Origin of the sequence: Enterobacter cloacae complex sp. IR53041 (assembly GCF_049238285.1) — a bacterium.
GTDB classification, from domain to species: domain Bacteria; phylum Pseudomonadota; class Gammaproteobacteria; order Enterobacterales; family Enterobacteriaceae; genus Enterobacter; species Enterobacter roggenkampii.
In genome coordinates this window covers 24,460-44,468 of the sequence record NZ_JBMKHB010000036.1, presented here as the reverse complement: position 1 = coordinate 44,468, position 20,009 = coordinate 24,460, and the positions used below count along the sequence as shown (strand labels likewise).

Annotated in this window: 20 protein-coding genes; 8 read left to right on the top strand and 12 right to left on the bottom strand. The window is 55.4% G+C overall.

The genetic code is table 11. The annotated features are described in order from the left end of the window. Positions 1-196: 196 nt before the first annotated feature. Positions 197-763 (bottom strand): D-glycero-beta-D-manno-heptose 1,7-bisphosphate 7-phosphatase, encoded by a 567-nt coding sequence (gene gmhB / locus ACOTXF_RS20340; RefSeq protein ID WP_032654754.1) that lies wholly within the window; start codon positions 761-763, stop codon positions 197-199. Between the two features lie 188 nt (positions 764-951). Here gmhB and metN point away from each other — a divergent pair, with 188 nt between their 5' ends. The 6 genes from metN (at position 952) to proS (ending at position 6,531) form a co-directional block, all read left to right on the top strand. Beyond that, the gene (gene metN / locus ACOTXF_RS20335) at positions 952-1,983 is read left to right on the top strand and encodes a methionine ABC transporter ATP-binding protein MetN (RefSeq protein ID WP_008501880.1); all 1,032 of its coding nucleotides are present in this window, start codon (positions 952-954) and stop codon (positions 1,981-1,983) included. Next, complete coding sequence (locus ACOTXF_RS20330) at positions 1,976-2,629, top strand: methionine ABC transporter permease MetI (RefSeq protein ID WP_003856130.1); 654 nt, start codon at positions 1,976-1,978, stop codon at positions 2,627-2,629. Before metN ends, ACOTXF_RS20330 begins: the two co-directional genes overlap by 8 nt. Before the next feature lie 40 nt (positions 2,630-2,669). After that, positions 2,670-3,485: a methionine ABC transporter substrate-binding lipoprotein MetQ gene (gene metQ / locus ACOTXF_RS20325; RefSeq protein ID WP_014168729.1), complete on the top strand. Its 816-nt coding sequence runs from the start codon at positions 2,670-2,672 to the stop codon at positions 3,483-3,485. A gap of 106 nt (positions 3,486-3,591) precedes the next feature. Then, positions 3,592-3,996, top strand: a complete 405-nt coding sequence (gene rcsF, locus ACOTXF_RS20320) for an Rcs stress response system protein RcsF (RefSeq protein WP_008501883.1) — start codon at positions 3,592-3,594, stop codon at positions 3,994-3,996. Next, entirely contained in the window at positions 3,993-4,700 is a 708-nt protein-coding gene (gene tsaA, locus ACOTXF_RS20315; protein ID WP_032675982.1) for a tRNA (N6-threonylcarbamoyladenosine(37)-N6)-methyltransferase TrmO, read from the top strand. The genes rcsF and tsaA overlap by 4 nt, the downstream gene beginning before the upstream one ends. A gap of 112 nt (positions 4,701-4,812) precedes the next feature. Next, positions 4,813-6,531 (top strand): proline--tRNA ligase, encoded by a 1,719-nt coding sequence (proS, locus tag ACOTXF_RS20310; protein WP_045406472.1) that lies wholly within the window; start codon positions 4,813-4,815, stop codon positions 6,529-6,531. A gap of 47 nt (positions 6,532-6,578) precedes the next feature. Here proS and nlpE read toward each other — a convergent pair whose 3' ends face one another. The 3 genes from nlpE to ACOTXF_RS20295 are packed head-to-tail and all read right to left on the bottom strand — an operon-like array spanning position 6,579 to position 8,276. Next, the gene (gene nlpE / locus ACOTXF_RS20305) at positions 6,579-7,277 is read right to left on the bottom strand and encodes an envelope stress response activation lipoprotein NlpE (protein ID WP_021240479.1); all 699 of its coding nucleotides are present in this window, start codon (positions 7,275-7,277) and stop codon (positions 6,579-6,581) included. Positions 7,278-7,311: 34 nt separating this feature from the next. Further along, complete coding sequence (gene arfB / locus ACOTXF_RS20300) at positions 7,312-7,734, bottom strand: alternative ribosome rescue aminoacyl-tRNA hydrolase ArfB (protein ID WP_045415348.1); 423 nt, start codon at positions 7,732-7,734, stop codon at positions 7,312-7,314. Next, entirely contained in the window at positions 7,731-8,276 is a 546-nt protein-coding gene (locus tag ACOTXF_RS20295; RefSeq protein ID WP_316937193.1) for a YaeQ family protein, read from the bottom strand. Before ACOTXF_RS20295 ends, arfB begins: the two co-directional genes overlap by 4 nt. 196 nt (positions 8,277-8,472) lie before the next feature. Here ACOTXF_RS20295 and ACOTXF_RS20290 point away from each other — a divergent pair, with 196 nt between their 5' ends. Together ACOTXF_RS20290 and rof are read left to right on the top strand one after the other, a co-directional pair. After that, the gene (locus ACOTXF_RS20290; protein ID WP_008501889.1) at positions 8,473-8,673 is read left to right on the top strand and encodes a YaeP family protein; all 201 of its coding nucleotides are present in this window, start codon (positions 8,473-8,475) and stop codon (positions 8,671-8,673) included. After that, positions 8,660-8,920, top strand: coding sequence for a Rho-binding antiterminator (gene rof, locus ACOTXF_RS20285; protein ID WP_008501890.1), 261 nt, complete (start codon positions 8,660-8,662; stop codon positions 8,918-8,920). The genes ACOTXF_RS20290 and rof overlap by 14 nt, the downstream gene beginning before the upstream one ends. 28 nt (positions 8,921-8,948) lie before the next feature. Here rof and tilS read toward each other — a convergent pair whose 3' ends face one another. The 8 genes from tilS to lpxA all read right to left on the bottom strand — a co-directional run bounded on the left by tilS (position 8,949) and on the right by lpxA (position 20,008). After that, on the bottom strand, positions 8,949-10,238 hold the full coding sequence (gene tilS, locus ACOTXF_RS20280) for a tRNA lysidine(34) synthetase TilS (protein WP_234115346.1): 1,290 nt from the start codon (positions 10,236-10,238) through the stop codon (positions 8,949-8,951). A 59-nt stretch (positions 10,239-10,297) separates the two neighbouring features. Continuing rightward, a complete protein-coding gene (locus tag ACOTXF_RS20275) occupies positions 10,298-10,687 on the bottom strand; it encodes a VOC family protein (protein WP_023293230.1) in 390 nt (129 codons plus the stop codon). 65 nt (positions 10,688-10,752) lie between these two features. Next, the gene (locus ACOTXF_RS20270) at positions 10,753-12,885 is read right to left on the bottom strand and encodes a lysine decarboxylase LdcC (protein ID WP_047746668.1); all 2,133 of its coding nucleotides are present in this window, start codon (positions 12,883-12,885) and stop codon (positions 10,753-10,755) included. Between the two features lie 100 nt (positions 12,886-12,985). Beyond that, on the bottom strand, positions 12,986-13,945 hold the full coding sequence (gene accA / locus ACOTXF_RS20265) for an acetyl-CoA carboxylase carboxyl transferase subunit alpha (protein WP_234115347.1): 960 nt from the start codon (positions 13,943-13,945) through the stop codon (positions 12,986-12,988). 12 nt (positions 13,946-13,957) lie between these two features. Next, positions 13,958-17,440, bottom strand: coding sequence for a DNA polymerase III subunit alpha (gene dnaE / locus ACOTXF_RS20260; RefSeq protein WP_008501896.1), 3,483 nt, complete (start codon positions 17,438-17,440; stop codon positions 13,958-13,960). A gap of 38 nt (positions 17,441-17,478) precedes the next feature. Beyond that, a complete protein-coding gene (gene rnhB, locus ACOTXF_RS20255) occupies positions 17,479-18,075 on the bottom strand; it encodes a ribonuclease HII (protein WP_008501897.1) in 597 nt (198 codons plus the stop codon). Further along, positions 18,072-19,220, bottom strand: coding sequence for a lipid-A-disaccharide synthase (gene lpxB, locus ACOTXF_RS20250; RefSeq protein ID WP_008501898.1), 1,149 nt, complete (start codon positions 19,218-19,220; stop codon positions 18,072-18,074). The genes rnhB and lpxB overlap by 4 nt, the downstream gene beginning before the upstream one ends. Continuing rightward, positions 19,220-20,008: an acyl-ACP--UDP-N-acetylglucosamine O-acyltransferase gene (gene lpxA / locus ACOTXF_RS20245; RefSeq protein WP_008501899.1), complete on the bottom strand. Its 789-nt coding sequence runs from the start codon at positions 20,006-20,008 to the stop codon at positions 19,220-19,222. The genes lpxB and lpxA overlap by 1 nt, the downstream gene beginning before the upstream one ends. Between the last annotated feature and the right edge of the window lies 1 nt (position 20,009).

Sequence of the window (20,009 nt, the reverse complement as noted above, 5' to 3'; positions counted from 1 at the left end):
GAGGTGGCGTATATTACGCTTTCCTCTTTCAGAGTCAACCCGTTATTTCAGGATTTTTTCTCTTCAACCGACCGCGTTGTCTGTGAAGTGATTCATATCCGCCGTGTCGATGGAGGCGCATTATAGGGAGCCGCCGAGGAATGACAAGCGGAAAAATGCATTTTTATTTCAACCGCTCACCTTTTCACCAAAAAGGCTATTTTTGGTGCTTTTTAATCTCTTTTGGCAGATCGGCCAGACTATTAATCACCCAATCCGCCGCATTCTCAGCTTCTGGCGTCACTGGCTTGCCGGTACGCACTAATATTTTAGTCCCTACACCCGCGGCTGCGGCTGCCTGCATATCTTCCAGTTTATCGCCCACCATATAAGAAGCCGCCATATCAATGTGCAGGAACTCCTGCGCAGAGATAAACATCCCCGGATGCGGCTTACGGCAATCACAGGTCTGACGATACGCTTCTACGGTTCCCTGCGGATGATGCGGACAATAGTAGATGCCATCCAGATCCACACCGCGGTCGGCAAGTGACCAGTCCATCCATTCGGTCAGCGTCTCGAACTGCGCTTCGGTGAATTTACCGCGTGCAATACCAGACTGGTTCGTCACCACCACCAGCGCATAGCCCATATCTTTCAACTGGCGCATGGCATCTATTACGCCCTCGATAAACTCGAACTCATCAATCTCATGGACATAACCGTGATCCACATTAATAGTGCCGTCACGATCGAGAAAAATTGCGGGTACTGATTTTGCCACCGGTTTGCTCCTGAAAAAGGCATGTTCAGCTAGTATCTCATGAATCGCAGCGCAATAAAGTGCTCATCGTACAGAGTTGGATTGATTTAGACGTCTGGATGCCTTAACATCCGTTTTGTTTACGGTCATCACCCGTATCTGGCAGAAGAAAATGCCACGGCTAACTTACATACGATAAAAATAATCTAATGATTAAACTTTCCAATATCACCAAAGTGTTCCAGCAGGGGAACCGAACCATTCAGGCGCTGAACAACGTCAGCCTGCATGTTCCTGCTGGTCAAATTTATGGCGTCATTGGCGCATCGGGTGCAGGTAAAAGTACGCTGATCCGTTGTGTTAACCTGCTTGAGCGCCCAACCCAGGGCAGCGTAGAAGTTGGCGGCCAGGAACTTACCGCCCTTTCAGAGAAAGAACTCACCAAAGCGCGTCGTCAGATTGGCATGATCTTCCAGCACTTTAACCTGCTGGCTTCCCGCACCGTGTTCGGCAACGTTGCCTTACCGCTTGAGCTGGATAACACGCCGAAAGAAGAAGTGAAGCGCCGCGTCACCGAGCTGCTCGACCTCGTGGGTCTGGGCGACAAACAGGATAGCTACCCGGCAAATCTGTCCGGTGGGCAAAAACAGCGTGTGGCCATTGCCCGCGCGCTGGCAAGCAATCCTAAGGTGCTGCTGTGTGATGAAGCCACCAGCGCACTGGATCCGGCAACCACGCGTTCTATTCTGGAACTGCTGAAAGACATTAACCGTCGTCTGGGCCTGACGATCCTCCTTATTACGCACGAGATGGATGTGGTGAAACGCATCTGCGACTGCGTGGCGGTCATCAGTAACGGTGAACTGATCGAGCAGGACACGGTAAGCGAAGTGTTCTCGCATCCGAAAACCCCGCTGGCGCAGCAGTTCATCCAGTCCACGCTGCATCTGGATATTCCGGAAGACTATCTGGAACGTCTGAAAACAGAAGCAACAGCAGACAGCGTCCCGATGCTGCGCATGGAGTTCACCGGCCAGTCCGTTGATGCTCCCCTGCTTTCCGAAACCGCACGTCGCTTTAACGTGAATAACAACATCATCAGCGCGCAGATGGATTACGCCGGTGGCGTGAAGTTCGGCATCATGCTGACAGAAATGCACGGCACACAAGAAGAAACCCAGGCAGCCATTGCCTGGCTGCAAGAACATCACGTAAAAGTAGAGGTACTGGGTTATGTCTGAGCCGATGATGTGGCTGCTGGTTCGCGGCGTTTGGGAAACGCTGGCAATGACCTTTGTCTCTGGCTTCTTTGGTTTTGTGATTGGCCTGCCGGTCGGCGTGTTGCTGTACGTGACGCGTCCGGGTCAAATCATTGAGAACGCGAAGCTGTACCGTACGCTCTCTGCGCTGGTGAACATCTTCCGTTCTATCCCGTTCATTATCTTACTGGTGTGGATGATTCCGTTTACCCGCGTGATCGTCGGAACGTCTATCGGTCTGCAGGCGGCGATCGTTCCGCTGACCGTTGGCGCTGCGCCGTTTATCGCCCGTATGGTGGAAAACGCCCTGCTGGAGATCCCAACCGGTTTGATCGAAGCGTCCCGCGCGATGGGCGCCACGCCGATGCAGATCGTCCGCAAGGTTCTGCTGCCTGAGGCACTGCCAGGGCTGGTGAATGCGGCAACCATTACGCTTATCACCCTGGTCGGTTATTCCGCGATGGGCGGTGCCGTAGGCGCGGGCGGTTTAGGTCAGATTGGTTACCAGTACGGCTATATTGGATATAACGCGACCGTGATGAATACCGTTCTGGTATTGCTGGTTGTTCTGGTTTACTTAATCCAGTTCTCTGGCGATCGCATCGTCCGGGCTGTTACGCACAAATAACGTTACACACAACATAAACTCTACGAGTTAAGGATAAAACATGGCGTTTAAATTAAAGACCTTCGCAGCAGTAGGCGCGCTGATCGGCTCTCTGGCACTGGTGGGTTGCGGTCAGGATGAAAAAGATCCGAACCACATTAAAGTGGGCGTTATCGTAGGTGCAGAACAGCAGGTTGCAGAAGTTGCTCAGAAAGTAGCGAAAGAGAAATATGGCCTGGACGTGGAGCTGGTGACCTTCAACGATTATGTTCTGCCGAACGAAGCGCTGAGCAAAGGTGATATCGACGCGAACGCCTTCCAGCATAAACCATACCTGGACCAGCAGATCAAAGATCGCGGCTATAAACTGGTGGGCGTGGGTAATACCTTCGTTTATCCAATTGCCGGTTACTCTAAGAAAATTAAATCCCTGGACGAACTGCAGCCGGGCTCTCAGGTTGCCGTCCCTAACGACCCAACTAACCTTGGTCGTTCCCTGCTGCTGCTGCAGAAAGTGGGCCTGATCAAACTGAAAGACGGTGTTGGCCTGCTGCCAACCGTTCTGGACGTCACCGAGAACCCGAAAAATCTGAAAATTGTTGAGCTGGAAGCACCGCAGCTGCCACGTTCTCTGGACGATGCGCAGATTGCCCTGGCCGTTATCAACACCACGTACGCCAGCCAGATTGGCCTGACCCCAGCTAAAGACGGTATCTTCGTTGAAGATAAAGACTCTCCATACGTAAACCTGATCGTGACTCGCGAAGACAACAAAGACGCGGAAAACGTGAAGAAATTCGTACAGGCCTATCAGTCTGACGAAGTTTACCAGGAAGCCAACAAAGTGTTTAACGGCGGCGCTGTTAAAGGCTGGTAATCTCACCTCAGTGTAATATCATCAGGACGGGCTTATGCCCGTCTTGTCATTTGTGCAGTCAACTGATTCAATATCTGACGTTTTGATTATCCATTGAGGAAATATTATGCGTGCTTTACCGATCTGTCTTTTAGCACTCATGCTGAGCGGCTGTTCTATGCTAAGCAGATCTCCCGTTGAACCTGTTCAAAGCACGGCAACCCCGCCAAAGACCGAGCCTGCGAAACCGAAAGTGGTTCGCCCTGCGCCGGTTCGCATTATCACGAAAGCGGATGAACTCGTCGGTAAACCGTTCCGTGAACTGGGCGAAGTGAGCGGCGAATCCTGTCAGGCGACCAATCAGGACTCACCACCGAATATCCCGACAGCGCGTAAACGCATGCAGATTAATGCCGCAAAAATGAAAGCCAACGCGGTCCTGCTGCACAGCTGTGAAGTCACCAGCGGCACGCCGGGCTGCTACCGTCAGGCGGTGTGCATCGGTTCTGCGCTGAACATCACGGCGAAATGAGTGCATTTCAGTTCGAGCAGATAGGCGTTATCCACTCTCCTTACAAAGAGAAGTTCGCCGTCCCCCGCCAGCCCGGTCTTGTCACCAGCGGACGCGGTGAGCTTCACCTGATTGCGCCTTACAATCAGGCCGATGCGGTACGCGGGCTTGAGGCATTCAGCCACCTGTGGGTGGTGTTCGTGTTTCACCAGACGATGGAAGGCGGCTGGCGTCCTACCGTGCGTCCTCCTCGTCTTGGCGGCAATGCGAGAATGGGGGTGTTTGCGACGCGCTCGACCTTCCGTCCAAACCCGGTTGGCATGTCACTGGTTGAACTGAAAGGCATACGCTGCCAGAAAGATCGGGTGATACTGGAGTTAGGTAGCCTGGACCTTGTCGACGGCACGCCGGTGATCGACATCAAACCCTATTTGCCCTTCGCCGAAGCCCTTCCGGACGCGCGTGCAAGCTATGCTCAGGACGCCCCACAGGCGGACATGCCTGTATATTTTACGCCTGAGATAACCGCTCAGTTCGGCCAACTGGAGAAACGCTATCCTCGCTTACGGGATTTCATCACAGAAGTTCTGGCACAGGACCCGCGTCCGGCCTACCGTAAAGAAGAGGAAGCAGGTAAAACGTACGCCGTCTGGCTGCTGGATTTTAACGTTCGCTGGCGCGTCACCGGGGCAGGTTTTGAAGTGTTTGCCCTTGAACCCAGGTAATTTTGTTCTCCTCTCTTTTGGCATCTTTGCCACACTGGTAAACTAAACCACTTTTTTTGTGTCAGGCTGGTGTTTCAGCCTGTTCCAATCGTCGAAATGGAACCGTAACAACATGCGTACTAGCCAATATCTGCTCTCCACTCTGAAGGAGACGCCTGCCGACGCCGAAGTGATCAGCCATCAGCTGATGCTGCGCGCCGGGATGATCCGCAAGCTGGCCTCCGGGTTATACACCTGGCTGCCGACCGGCGTGCGCGTCCTGAAAAAAGTCGAAAACATCGTGCGTGAAGAGATGAACAACGCCGGTGCTATCGAGGTGTCCATGCCCGTGGTTCAGCCCGCTGACCTGTGGCAGGAGAGCGGTCGTTGGGAACAGTATGGTCCTGAACTGCTGCGCTTCGTCGATCGTGGCGAGCGTCCGTTCGTTCTCGGCCCAACGCATGAAGAAGTCATCACCGACCTGATTCGTAATGAGCTGAGCTCTTACAAACAGCTGCCGCTGAACTTCTTCCAGATCCAGACCAAGTTCCGTGACGAAGTTCGCCCGCGTTTCGGCGTCATGCGCTCTCGCGAATTCCTGATGAAAGACGCCTACTCTTTCCATACCTCTCAGGAATCCCTGCAAGAGACCTACGACAAAATGTACGCGGCATACAGCAAAATTTTCTCCCGCATGGGGCTGGATTTCCGTGCTGTGCAGGCTGATACCGGCTCCATCGGCGGTAGCGCATCTCATGAATTCCAGGTACTGGCGCAGAGCGGTGAAGACGATGTGATCTTCTCTGACTCTTCAGATTACGCGGCGAACATCGAATTCGCAGAAGCGCTGGCACCAAAAGAACCACGTGCTGCGGCAACGCAAGAGATGACGCTGGTTGATACGCCAAACGCGAAAACCATTGCCGAGCTGGTTGAGCAGTTCAACCTGCCGATCGAAAAAACCGTTAAGACGCTGCTGGTGAAAGCCACCGAAGGGAGCGCTTACCCGCTGGTTGCCCTGCTGGTGCGTGGCGATCACGAGCTGAACGAAGTGAAAGCTGAGAAGCTGCCGCAGGTCGCCAGCCCGCTGACGTTCGCGACGGAAGCGGAAATCCGCGCCGTGGTCAATGCTGGCCCAGGTTCTCTTGGTCCGGTGAATATGCCGGTTCCTGTTGTTATTGACCGCACGGTAGCCGCGATGAGCGACTTCTCCGCCGGTGCGAACATCGACGGTAAACACTACTTCGGCATCAACTGGGATCGCGACGTGGCGACGCCGGAAGTAGCAGACATCCGTAACGTGGTCGCAGGCGATCCAAGCCCGGACGGTCAGGGTACCCTGATGATCAAGCGCGGCATTGAAGTCGGTCACATCTTCCAGCTGGGCGATAAATACTCGCGCGCGCTGAACGCCGCTGTTCAGGGTGAAGATGGCCGTAACCAGATCCTGACCATGGGTTGCTACGGTATCGGGGTGACGCGCGTGGTAGCTGCCGCCATTGAGCAGAACTATGATGAGCGCGGCATCGTCTGGCCAGACAACATCGCACCGTTCCAGGTTGCTATTCTGCCAATGAACATGCACAAGTCTTACCGCGTGCAGGAACTGGCCGAGAAGCTGTATGCCGAGCTGCGTGCGCAGGGTATCGAAGTGCTGATGGATGACCGTAAAGAGCGTCCGGGCGTGATGTTTGCCGATATGGAACTGATCGGTATCCCACACACCGTCGTGATCGGCGACCGTAACCTCGACAGCGACGAGATTGAATACAAATACCGTCGCAGCGGCGAAAAACAGATGATCAAGACAGGCGAGATTCTTGATTACCTGGTGAAAGCCATCAAAGGCTAAACAAAAAACCCCGCTCAGGCGGGGTTTTTTAATGGCTCAGCGTCAGCTTATTTACTGTTACAGTCTTTACCCGCAACAAACTTCGCGTCTTTATCTGCCACCAGCGTTTTCACCATCTCTCCACTATCCGGGTTTGGCTCCAGCGTAAAGTGACCGTCCACCGTCAGCAATACCGGTTTGCTGTCATTGCCGCGCGCCACCGCGTAATCACGTTCAAGCTGCGCATTGTTTGCCACGCTGACCTTCTTACCGGTTGCGCAGTCGGTAAAGATCGCCGCATCCGCCATGTAGAAGTACATCCCCCGCATCGCCATCGGCGTCGCGGGCAGAGCCGCTTTTACCGGCGCCAGCGTGTAGTTGAACTGGGATTCAATTGGATTGCCTTCACGATCCAGCATCTCCATCCCCTCGCCTTTGGCGCGGAAATAAGTTTTCTCGCCAGCGGTATCCGTCAGAACCAGCTTCTCCGCCGTTCGCGCCCATGTTCCATAAGTTGCAAAAGAAGAAGGCTCTTTTGCGCCCTGATAGCGCTGGTTCATCACCCAGGTGCCGTCTTTTTGCAGGAACAGTGACGTTTCAATGCCTTCACAGTCCGCGCAAGGCAATACGCCGCGCCAGCTCTGCTGCATCGGTTTTAATTCTTCCGTCTGCGTGGGTTGTAAAACCTGCGTTTCGGAGCGGTTGTTACACCCGAAAAGCGCAAACAGCGTACTCACTGCCAGCGCTGACCATAATGCTTTTTTCACAATGAATTCCTTATGAAAAGTGTGTTCCCTTTCGTCACTCTGTGGGGCGACGAACTTTACCGCGTAGTGCTTTCACTGTGGATTTTTGGGCCTTCGAGGCCAGCCGACGCTCTTTCGATGCGCGGGTTGGCCGCGTTGCCCGGCGGCTTTTTTGTACTGCCGTTAATTCTTTAATGACCGCCACCAGCCTGGCTATCGCCGCTTCCCGGTTGAGCTCCTGGCTGCGGTATTCCTGGGCTTTGATCACCATCACGCGATCGCTGGTGATCAGGTGATGGCTGGCAGCAAGCAGACTTTCTTTATAATACTCTGGCAGGCTTGAGGCCCGAATGTCAAAACGCAAATGGATTGCCGTTGAGGCCTTGTTGACGTGCTGCCCACCTGCCCCCTGAGCACGGATGGCGGTGATCTCCAGCTCGTTGTCCGGAATGCTGACGTTTCGGGACAAGACGATCATGAGGCCGGTTGCCACGCCGTCAAATGAATTTCCAGATTATTCTGAGAATCAGAGAGCCAGATGGCACCGTCCTGAATCGTCGCCTGCAACACCATGGTCCGGCTGGCAAAGTCGCTCAGCTGCGCCAGCTGCTCATCATCCAGATACCAGACCGTGAGATTTTTAAACTGTCCGCACTTGCTTTTGTTTTGCTGCCACCAAATCTCCGCAGCGCGCTGATTATACGCGAATAAGGCCACTTCAGCGGACTGAGTGCAGGCCTTCTTAATTCTGCGCTCGTCCGGCAGTCCAAGTTCGATCCACAAATCGATACCCAGATGATCGTTGCGCAGCCAGGCTTCTGGCTCGTCTTCTGCGCTTAACCCACGGGTAAACTGCAGACGCTCGTCAGCGTACTTAATCCACGCCAGCAGGCGCAGCATCATGCGCTCCTGGGTTTCGGAGGGGTGGCGAGCCAGCGTCAGCGAGGCGTCCAGGTACTGGTTGCGATCAAGATCGGCCACATTGACCACTGCTTTATAAATTGTCGCTTTCAGCGCCATGAGAGAACTCCATTCGAATCAGGCGCTCATTGTAGCGAAAACCGCGGCAAAAGGCTGTTGTAGGGTGATAAATACACCGCTATCAAGGCGCTGATATTGCTTAAATGAGTATGGTATAGTCACCTTGCTAAACCGAGTTTATCTTCGTAGGCTTAATGATATCTCACAGTAAGTCAGTGCGCTGGCGGGAGGGGATGTGAATAATTATTGTGAGTTAATTCGCAAACGGTATGCGGAAATCGCCAGCGGAGATCTGGGGTATGTCCCGGACGCGTTGGGCTGTGTATTGAAAGTGCTTAATGAAGTGGCCTCTGATGAGAGCCTTTCAGAGTCGGTCAGGGAAAAAGCAGCGTATGCTGCGGCGAATTTACTGGTGAGCGATTATGTCGATGAATGATACTTATCAACCCATCAATTGTGATGACTATGACAACCTCGAACTCGCCTGCCAGCATCATTTATTACTGACGCTGGAGCTAAAAGATGGCGAAGTGTTGAAGGCGAAGGCCAGCGATCTGGTTTCACGTAAGAATGTGGAATACCTGATAGTGGAAGATGCCGGTGCGACGCGTGAGCTGCGCCTGGATAAAATAGCCAGCTTCAGCCACCCGCAAATCGGCACCGTCGTGGTGAGCGAATCCTGATGACATTAACGGGCAGCCTGGCTGCCCGTTACGCTTTCTGCCACTCAAACCTGACACCCTCTTCCGCCCATCCCGCTTCCGTGATGAAAATGCCCGCAGCAGCAATCAATGTTTCACCATAGAACAACAGCGGCGTGGTATCGCGCAGCCACGGCGGCACGTTGCACTCCTGCCAGATTTTCTTCAGCTTGCGTCCCCCGTTGCGCCCGACAATATGCAGCATGCCGCCAGCCTTAAAGCGTACCGTTACCGGTTCTCCTGCCTCTGGCAGCCTCACATGACCAGACGGTATAAGAGAAACACGTCCAGCGTCAGCGGGCAATATCAGCGGAAGCTCAGGTGAAAGCCAGTCGAGCACCACATTGGTCAGTGAGGGCGTTGATTTTACCCACCAGAGTTCCCCTTTGTAGCGCCTTACGTCAAAACCGTTCAGATGGACGCACGGGGAAGCATCCTCCCGCGCCAGGGCAACCTCGTCCCAGATACGGTTTAGCATCGCCCGCGACGGCATCGCGGCGTGATGAGAGGACAGCCAGCGCCGTATCAGTGCGGCGCGACGCACCGGGCTCATCGCTTTCAGCGGTGCAATCGCCAGCGCTCCGTCTTCAGAAATCAGTTCAGCCAGCTCGTCACTCAACAGCTCGTCCAGCAGCGATTCCTGTTCGGCGCACAGCATAGCGCTTCTTGCCGTCGCCTCGGCGAAATGCGGCCAGCGCTCGCTCAATAGCGGGAGAACGCGCAGACGCAGAAAGTTACGGTCATAGCCGTCATCCTGGTTGCTCTCATCTTCAATCCAGCTGAGCTGATGTTCTCGCGCCCAGGCCTCAAGCGAGGCGCGCGTCTCGCCAAGCAGCGGACGCAGTAACCTTGTACCGGCAAACTCAGAACGCTCAGGCATGGCTGAAAGCCCTGCCGGTCCGCTGCCCCGCTTAAGCGCCAGCAGAAAGGTTTCACACTGATCGTCCAGGTGCTGGGCTGTGACCAGTGCTTCTCCTGTACGCAATGCCCCGGCAAAGGCGGCATAGCGGGCTTTACGCGCCTGCGCCTCAATGCCCAGCCCTTCCTCCGCAAGCGTGACGCGCTCGACGAGAAGCGGGATCGCCCACGCCGCACACAAGGCTTCGCAGTGCGCCACCCACTCCTCTGCGTGAGGACTTAATCCGTGATGAATATGTATCGCCCGCAGCTGGACGTCAGGCTCCTGGTCGTGCCAGCGTTTAAGACGATGGAGCAGAACGGTGGAATCCAGGCCACCGCTAAACCCCACCAGCAGCTGGCGGTACGGTGAAACGGCGTGTGCGATAGCGGGTAAGGTCATAGGGAATTACACATAAAAAAATGCCCGAACTGAGCGGGCATTATCACACAGGACGAAGATTACTGCTGATAAAGCTCCAGCGGCAGGCCGTCCGGGTCGTTGAAAAAGGTAAAGCGCTTGTCGGTAAACGGATCGACGCGGATTGCTTCACACGTCACGCCGTGCGCTTCCAGATGTTTTACTGCGCTATCCAGGTCATCGACGCTGAAGGCAAGATGGCGCAGGCCACAGGCTTCCGGACGGGACGGACGCGCAGGCGGAAAAGGAAAAGAGAACAGTTCAATCACATACTGCCCGTTTAACGCCAGGTCGCCCTTCCAGGAGTCGCGCTCCTCGCGGTAGGCCTCGCTCAACAGCGTAAAGCCGAGAATGTCGCAGTAGAAGGCCTTACTCTTCGCGTAATCGGTCGCAATGATCGCAATATGATGAACCTGTTTTAAACCCAGCATAGCTTCTCCTTTTTATGATGCCTGAACGTTACAACCGAAAACCCGCACCTGGCAAGCGGTCACCCTTATTTTAGGACTCGCACCCAGTACACGCCGTTTTCGTCGCGCTTCGCACCGTGGATATCCGTCTCAAAACCGGGATAGTGACGCCCTACCGAACAGAGCATCAGCAGGAAATCGAGCACGGCCCGACTCTCTTCGGTAATCATCTCTCCCGGCATCAGGAGCGGTACGCCCGGCGGATACGGCAGGATCATGTTTGCCGATACGCGCCCAACCAGATTTTCCAGCTCGACGGTTTCGACCTCCCCCCTCACCTGGCGCTGCCACGCCTTGTGCGGGGTAAACTTCATCTCCGGCAACACATCGAACGCCTGTAGCATCAGACGCGGCAGATCGTGCTGACGGATCAGCCTGTGGATCCCCTGGGCCAGATCCTGAATACGCATATTGCGGTAGAAGTCAGGATCTTCCGCGTAGAGATCCGGCAGCATGTTCTTCACCCGCAGGTTGAGATCGTAGGCGCGCTTAAATTCCATCAGACCGCGCAGCAGCCCCATCGCCCGGGTTTTATCGATCCCGATGCTGAACAGAAACAGCAAATTATAGGGGCCTGTTTTCTCCACCACCACGCCGCGTTCATCAAGGAACTTCGCCACCAGCGCAGCCGGGATCCCTTCCTCGCTCATCTTGCCCTGCTCATCCATACCCGGCGTCAGGATCGTCACTTTTACCGGGTCGAGGAACATATGGTCACTATCGGCATCCCGGAAGCCATGCCAGTCTTCGGCGGGCGAAACCGGCCAGCATTCTGCTTCATCAATCTCTTCCGGCTGCCAGATATCAAAGAACCAGCCGTCGGCTTCCTCTTTCAGCCGCTGAACCTCTTTACGGAAATGCAGCGCGCGCTCCACAGAGCGATTGATAAGACGTTTACCGGGATTGCCGCGCAGCATCGCCGCAGCCGTTTCGATAGACGCCACCAGCGGATAGCTTGGTGAGGTGGTGGTATGCATCATAAAGGCTTCGTTAAAGGTCTCTTCGTCGTATTCGCCTTTGATGTGAATCAGCGAAGCCTGGGAAAACGCGGCCAGCATTTTGTGCGTCGACTGCGTTTCGAAGAACACTTTACCCGGCACGCGTTCACCGCTCATGCCGCTTTTACCCGCGTAAATCGGGTGGAAATTGGTGTACGGTACCCACGCGGAATCGAAGTGGATCGACGGCACGTCCAAAGTCTTTTTGATCCAGTCCGTGTTGTACAGCAGACCGTCATAGGTCGAGTTGGTGATCACCGCATGGACAGGCCAGCCTGCGCCGTGCACTGCCGCGACCTTGCGTTCAATGGCTTCATGCGTGAACTCCCGCCGCGGAATACCGCCAAGAATACCGAGCGCGTTGCGCGTGGGCGACAGCCAGAGCGGTACAACGTCGCTCATCATCAGCAGGTGCGCCAGCGATTTATGGCAGTTACGGTCAATCAGCAGGGTGCTCCCCGCAGGCGCGGCATACATTCCGACGATTTTGTTCGAGGTCGAGGTGCCGTTGGTCACCATATAGCTCTGCTCGGCCCCAAAGGTGCGGGCGATATACTCTTCGGCTTCCAGATGCGGTCCGGTATGATCCAGCAGCGAGCCTAATTCGGTGACTGAAATGGACACGTCCGCTTTCAGCGTGTTGCCACCAAAGAAATCATAGAACAGGCAGCCCACCGGGCTTTTTTGGTAGGCCGTTCCCGCCATATGCCCAGGCGTACAGAAGGTATATTTCCCCTCTTTCACGTAGGTGAAGAGCGCCCGGGTAAAGGGCGGCGTAATGTTATCGAGATATTCATTCGTGTATTGCTGAATTCGGGTCGCAATGTCTTCCGCCACGCCGAGGGAATATTCAAAGAACCACAGCGCCATACGCATATCATTGGCGCTGACGTCCATGGTTGAGTGGGTATTAATAAACGCGTACAGCGGGAGATATTCGTTCAGCTTGTTGATATCGCTGCACAGTTCGAGGTCATATTCATCCCAGTCGAAGATCACGCCGCAGATACGCGGGTTATGCTCGATGAACTTCAGCAGATCGGCGCTGTTGTGCGGCCAGATTAGCTGATACCCGCGCGACTGCAGGGCTTGCTCCAGCTCCTTAATCGGCTCATCTTTATAAAAGACGCCGTGTGGCCCCATAACGGCAATGATATTCATGGGCTTCCTCCTTAAAAAACATTAGCTAAGCATAGTCCGGCTAAACCGCAGGTATAAAAAAAGCCGCAACATTGTGCGGCTTTTCAGATAATTGTGAAGCTTACGCGTAGCCGTAAGTCATCAGACGCTGGTAACGGCGGTTGAGCAGACCTTCTTTGCTCAGCACGTCCAGGTCTGCCAGATCGGCCAGCAGCTGCGCTTTCAGGGACGCCGCCATCACTTCCGGCTTACGATGAGCCCCACCCAGCGGTTCCGGGATGATGGAATCGATCAGCTTAAGCTCTTTCAGACGCGGCGCAATGATGCCCATCGCTTCGGCAGCCAGAGGCGCTTTGTCAGCACTTTTCCACAGAATGGACGCACAGCCTTCCGGGGAGATAACGGAATAGGTGCTGTACTGCAGCATATTCACTTTATCGCCCACGCCAATCGCCAGCGCGCCACCGGAACCACCCTCGCCGATAACGGTACAGATGACCGGCACCTTCAGACGAGACATCTCGCGCAGGTTGCGCGCGATGGCTTCAGACTGACCGCGCTCTTCCGCGCCCACGCCAGGGTAGGCACCTGGGGTGTCGATAAAGGTGATGATTGGCATGTTGAAACGCTCAGCCATCTCCATCAGACGCAGGGCTTTACGGTAGCCTTCTGGGGCTGGCATACCGAAGTTACGACGGATTTTCTCTTTGGTTTCACGACCTTTCTGATGACCAATGATCATCACCGGGCGTCCGTCCAGACGCGCGATACCGCCTACGATAGCTTTGTCGTCAGCGTATGCGCGATCGCCTGCCAGTTCGTCAAATTCGTCAAACGCCAGGCGGACATAATCCAGGGTGTACGGACGCTGTGGATGGCGTGCCAGCTGGGCCACCTGCCATGCGCCGAGATCGGCAAAGATTTTGCGCGTCAGCTCTACGCTTTTCTCGCGCAGACGATGCACTTCTTCGTCGATGTTAATATCCAGTTTTTCATCCTGACGGCTTACCGCTGTCAGAGAATCGATTTTCGCTTCCAGCTCAGCAATCGGCTGTTCGAAATCAAGGAAATTCAGACTCATAGTATTCCTGTATTAGTCAAACTCCAGTTCCACCTGCTCCGAACCAATGAGGCCACGGAGATCGTTCAGTAAACGATCGCTCGGAGAGACACGCCACGTTGCACCAAAGCGCAACCGCGCACGTGCATCCGCCCTCTGATAGTAGAGATGTACTGGAATTGTCCCCGAGCGGTGGGGTTCCAGAGACTGACGGAGTCGGTTTAAAAGCTGGTCATCAATTTGCCTGTCCGTCAGCGAGATAGCAAGCCCGCGAGCATATTTTTCCCGGGCTTCGTCAATGTCCATCACTTCGCGGGCGGTCATTTTAAGCCCCCCGCTGAAGTCATCAAAGCTGACCTGTCCGCTGACGATAAGTATGCGGTCTTTTTCCAGCAATTGCTGGTATTTATCCAGCGCGTCGGTGAACAACATCACCTCCAGACGCCCGGAACGGTCATCCAACGTACAGATGCCGATACGATTGCCGCGCTTGGTGACCATAACCCTTGCAGCAATCACGAGCCCCGCAGCCGTGGTGATTTTACCACGTTCTGTCGGATGCATGTCTTTTAGCCTGTGGCCGCCGACATAGCGCTCAATTTCTTTAATGTACTGGTTGATCGGGTGACCCGTCAGGTACAAACCTAACGTTTCACGCTCGCCGTCCAGCACCACCTGTTCTGGCCACGGCTGGCAGTTGGAATACGACTGCTCAATCTGCTCCGGCTCTTCCGCCAGCACCCCGAACATATCCGCCTGGCCAATGGCTTCCGCTTTTGCGTGCTGATCCGCCGCTTTCAGGGCGTCGCCCAGCGAGTTCATCAGCGCGGCGCGGTGCGGCCCCAGCCTGTCGAACGCGCCGGACATGATCAGTTTTTCCAGCACGCGGCGGTTCAGTTTTTTGGTATCGGTACGGGCGCAAAGATCGAACAGCTCGCGGAAATAGCCGCCGTTGTTGCGCGCTTCGATGATCGCCTCGATCGGCCCCTCACCTACGCCCTTGATCGCGCCAATCCCGTAAACGATCTCCCCGTCGTCATTGACGTGAAAATGATAAAGACCCGAGTTGATATCCGGCGGCAGGATCTTCAGCCCCATGCGCCAGCACTCATCCACCAGGCCCACCACCTTCTCGGTGTTGTCCATATCGGCGGTCATTACCGCAGCCATAAACTCCGCAGGATAGTGTGCCTTCAGCCACAGCGTTTGATACGACACCAAAGCATAGGCGGCTGAGTGAGATTTGTTAAATCCGTACCCGGCGAATTTCTCCACCAGGTCGAAGATTTTCATCGCCAGCTCGCCGTCGACGCCGTTTTTCTTCGCCCCGTCTTCAAAGATGGAACGCTGCTTGGCCATCTCTTCCGGCTTTTTCTTACCCATCGCACGACGCAGCATGTCCGCGCCGCCAAGCGTATAGCCGGAAAGCACCTGGGCGATCTGCATCACCTGTTCCTGATACAGGATGATGCCATAGGTTGGCTCCAGTACCGGCTTCAGGCTTTCGTGCTGCCACTGAACGTCCGGGTAGGAAATCTCTTCGCGCCCGTGCTTACGGTCGATAAAGTTATCTACCATCCCTGACTGCAAAGGGCCCGGACGGAACAGGGCCACCAGCGCGATCATATCTTCGAAGCAGTCGGGCTGCAGGCGCTTAATCAGATCTTTCATGCCGCGGGATTCAAGCTGGAAGACAGCGGTGGTCTCCGAGCGCTGCAGCATGTCGAAACTTTTCTTGTCGTCCAGCGGGATGGCCGCGATATCCAGCGGCGGCTCGCCGTTCTTCTCGCGGCGGGCGTTGATCATCTCCAGCGCCCAGTTGATGATGGTCAGCGTACGCAGGCCAAGGAAGTCGAACTTCACCAGCCCGGCGTATTCTACGTCGTTCTTGTCGAACTGGGTGACCGGATGCTGGCCCGCTTCATCGCAATACAGCGGCGCGAAGTCGGTGATTTTGGTCGGGGCGATAACCACGCCCCCCGCATGCTTACCGGCGTTACGCGTGACGCCTTCCAGCTTGCGCGCCATGTCGATCAGCGCTTTGACCTCTTCGTCCGCTTCATAGATTTCCGGCAGCTGCGGTTCAGCCTCAAAGGCTTTTGCCAGCGTCATGCCCGGATCGGGCGGCACCAGTTTAGAGATGCGATCGACAAACCCGTACGGGTGGCCCAGCACGCGGCCCACGTCGCGGATAACCGCTTTCGCCGCCATCGTACCGAAGGTAATGATCTGCGATACCGCATCACGGCCGTACATGTCGGCCACGTGCTCGATCACCTGGTCGCGTTTCTCCATGCAGAAGTCGACGTCGAAGTCGGGCATCGAGACACGTTCCGGGTTGAGGAAACGTTCGAACAGCAGGTCGAACTCCAGCGGATCGAGGTCGGTAATTTTCAGCGCATACGCCACCAGCGAACCTGCGCCGGAGCCACGCCCCGGTCCAACCGGCACGCCGTTATCCTTCGACCACTGGATGAACTCCATAACGATCAGGAAGTAGCCCGGGAAGCCCATCTGGTTGATCACCTGGAGTTCAATGTCCAGGCGTTCGTCATACTCCGGACGACGCTTTTTACGCTCTTCTTCATCCGGGAACAGGAATTCCAGACGCTCTTCCAGACCTTCTTTCGATTTCATGACCAGGAAATCTTCCGTAGTCATGTCACCCGTCGGGAACTGCGGCAGGAAGTATTCGCCAAGGCGGACGGTGACGTTGCAGCGCTTGGCGATCTCTACGCTGTTTTCCAGCGCTTCGGGGATATCGGAGAAGAGCTCACACATCTCCTCCTCGCTGCGCATGTACTGTTGTGCGGAGTAATTGCGCGGCCGCTTCGGATCGTCGAGGGTAAAGCCATCGTGGATCGCCACGCGAATTTCGTGAGCGTCAAAATCGCCCGCCTCAAGGAACCGCACGTCGTTGGTGGCCACTACGGGCAACCCGCGCTCTTCTGCGAGCGCCACCGCGGCATGAAGATAGCTCTCTTCATCCTGACGGCCGGTACGGATCAACTCCAGGTAATAACGATTAGGGAAATATTCTTCATAGAACGAGACGCATTGATCCACCAGCGCGCTGTTACCGCGCAGCAGGGATTTGCCGACGTCCCCCATCCGGCCGCCTGAGATCAGGAGCAGCCCTTCGTTCAGTTCAGCCAGCCAGTCGCGGTCGATCCACGGGCCCAGCGCACCATATCCGCGCTGATAGGCTTTTGAGATAAGCAGCGTGAGGTTTTGGTAACCCGTGTTGTTCATCGCCAGCACGGAGATTTGCGTCAGTTCATCCCCGATGAGGTCGCTCTGCACGTGGAAATCTGCGCCGACGATCGGCTTCATCCCCGCGCCGTGCGCCGTTCCGTAGAACTTCACCAGGCCACACAGGTTGGTAAAATCGGTGATCGCCAGCGCAGGCATGCCAAGCGAGGCCGCCTTTTTTACCAGCGGCCCGGTCTTCGCCAGCCCATCGATCATGGAGTAGTCGCTATGCACCCGCAGGTGTACGAAACGTGGTTCAGCCATCTTCAGATTCCGCGTTACTTAATTGCTTGCGTAATGATTCAGGACACCCGTCCCAGGGCGCGTTTTACCGGGCCAAAACTGCGCCGATGGTGTTCGGTTGCGCCATGTTCAGCCAGCCTCTCCAGGTGGAAAGGTGTGGGATATCCCTTATGCTGGGCGAAACCATACTGAGGGTAAGTGAGGTCCAGCGCGGCCATTTCGGCGTCGCGTGTCACTTTGGCAATAATAGAAGCTGCGCTAATTTCTGCGACCCGGCTATCGCCTTTGACCACTGCCATTGAAGGCATGGGCAATGCCGGACAGCGGTTGCCGTCAATCAGGACATATTCAGGGGAAATTTTCAGCCCCGCCACCGCACGCTGCATCGCCAGCATCGTGGCATGCAAAATATTCAGCTCGTCTATCTCATGCGGTTCAGCACGCCCGAGGCTCCAGGCCAGCGCTTTCTCCTGAATCTCACTAAACAGCGCCAGCCGGCGCTTTTCAGACAATTTTTTTGAGTCATTCAGCCCGACGATCGGCCGAGCCGGATCGAGGATCACCGCAGCGGTCACCACGGCTCCCACTAACGGACCACGACCCACTTCGTCCACACCCGCCACAAGGTGGGTGTGAGGATAAACAAATTCCATCATTTTGCTAACTCCAGCACCGCATCGGCCGCTTGCTCATCAGCATTACAGCGGATCAGTTGATGCAGTTCTCGGAAGGTATCGTGCATCTGGTGGCTGGTTTTACCGTTGGCGAGCAGCGGCAGCAGGGCCTCCGCCAGCGCCTGTGGCTGGCATTCATCCTGCAAGAGCTCTTTCACCAGCTCGCGACCCGCAAGCAGGTTTGGCAGGGAGACGTAATCTGTTTTCACCAGACGTTTTGCCAGCCAGAAGGTAAACGGCTTCATGCGGTAACCGACCACCATCGGGCATTTCGCCAGCATACACTCCAGCGCCGCCGTGCCGGAGGCCAGCAGTGCGGCATCGCTCGCATACATCGCTTCCCGCCCCTGCCCGTCCAGAAGACGGACGTGAAGATCCGGGGCGACGTCAGCTTTGATGCGCTCAAACTGCTCGCGGCGTTTGGCATTCACCAGCGGCACGACCACTTCAAGATCGGGATAGGTCTGGCGAAGAAGTTGCGCAGTCTTAAGAAAATCGGCGCTCAGCATCTCAACTTCTGCGCCACGGCTGCCTGGCAGTAAGGCCAGACAGTGCACATCATGCGGGATGCCCAGCGCGTCGCGCGCCGCGTTTTTATCCGGATCCAGTGGCATCGCATCCGCCATGGTATGACCGATAAAACGGCACGGAACATTAAATCTGTCGTAAAACGCTTTTTCGAAAGGCAGGAAAGCCAGCACCAGGTGGGTGGACCGTCCGATTTTGAAAACGCGTTTCTGTCGCCACGCCCAGACGGACGGACTGACGTAGTGAATCGTTTTAATGCCCTGCTTTTTCAGATTCCCTTCGAGGGTAATGTTGAAATCAGGTGCATCGATACCGACAAACACATCGGGTTTGAGTTCGGTAAAGCGGCGGGTGAGATCGGCACGGATGTGCAGCAAACGGCGTAACCGTCCCAGCACCTCAACGATCCCCATCACGGCCAACTCTTCCATTTCATACCAGGCCTCACAGCCTTCGGCCTGCATCAGCGGGCCAGCAACACCGACGAAGCGAGCATTGGGTACGCGAGCCTTAAGCGCACGGATGAGACCGGCACCAAGAATATCGCCGGAGGTTTCTCCGGCGACCAGGGCTATCGTAAGCGGACGACTGTCGACCATTAACGAATCAGACCCCTTGTTGAACGGTCAAAGAACTCCATGAACGCGTCCACTTCCGGGTGCTTTTTCGCCAGTTCGGCAATTTCCGGCTTCGCCTCTTCCAGCGTTTTACCGCTACGGTACAGCAGTTTGTACGCGTTGCGGATGGCAGTAATCGCTTCGCGACTAAAACCACGACGCTTGAGGCCTTCGATGTTCACGCCAAACGGCGTGGCATGGTTGCCCTGCGCAATCACATACGGTGGGACGTCCTGCGCCACACCGGAGCATCCGCCGACCATCACGTGCGCACCAATGATGCAGAACTGATGGACTGCGGTCATGCCGCCAATAATTGCGAAGTCATCAACTGATACGTGTCCTGCCAGCGTGGCATTGTTGGCAAGGATACAGCGGTCACCCACGGTACAGTCGTGCGCGATATGCGCATTCACCATAAACAGGTTATCGCTGCCCACCTTCGTCAACCCACCACCCTGTACTGTTCCACGATGAATGGTGACGCTTTCGCGAATACGGTTACGATCGCCGATTTCCACACGGGTCGACTCACCAGCATATTTCAGATCCTGGTTAACTTCGCCGATGGAGGCGAACTGATAGATCTCGTTATTGCAGCCAATGGTCGTGTGACCATTCACCACAACGTGAGATTTCAGCACTGTACCCTCACCAATTTCGACATGGGGTCCAACAATACAAAACGGGCCAATGTGGGCGTTAGCACCAACGATGGCACCCGTTTCCACAATGGCGGTAGGATGAATAAAGGCGGATTTATCAATCACG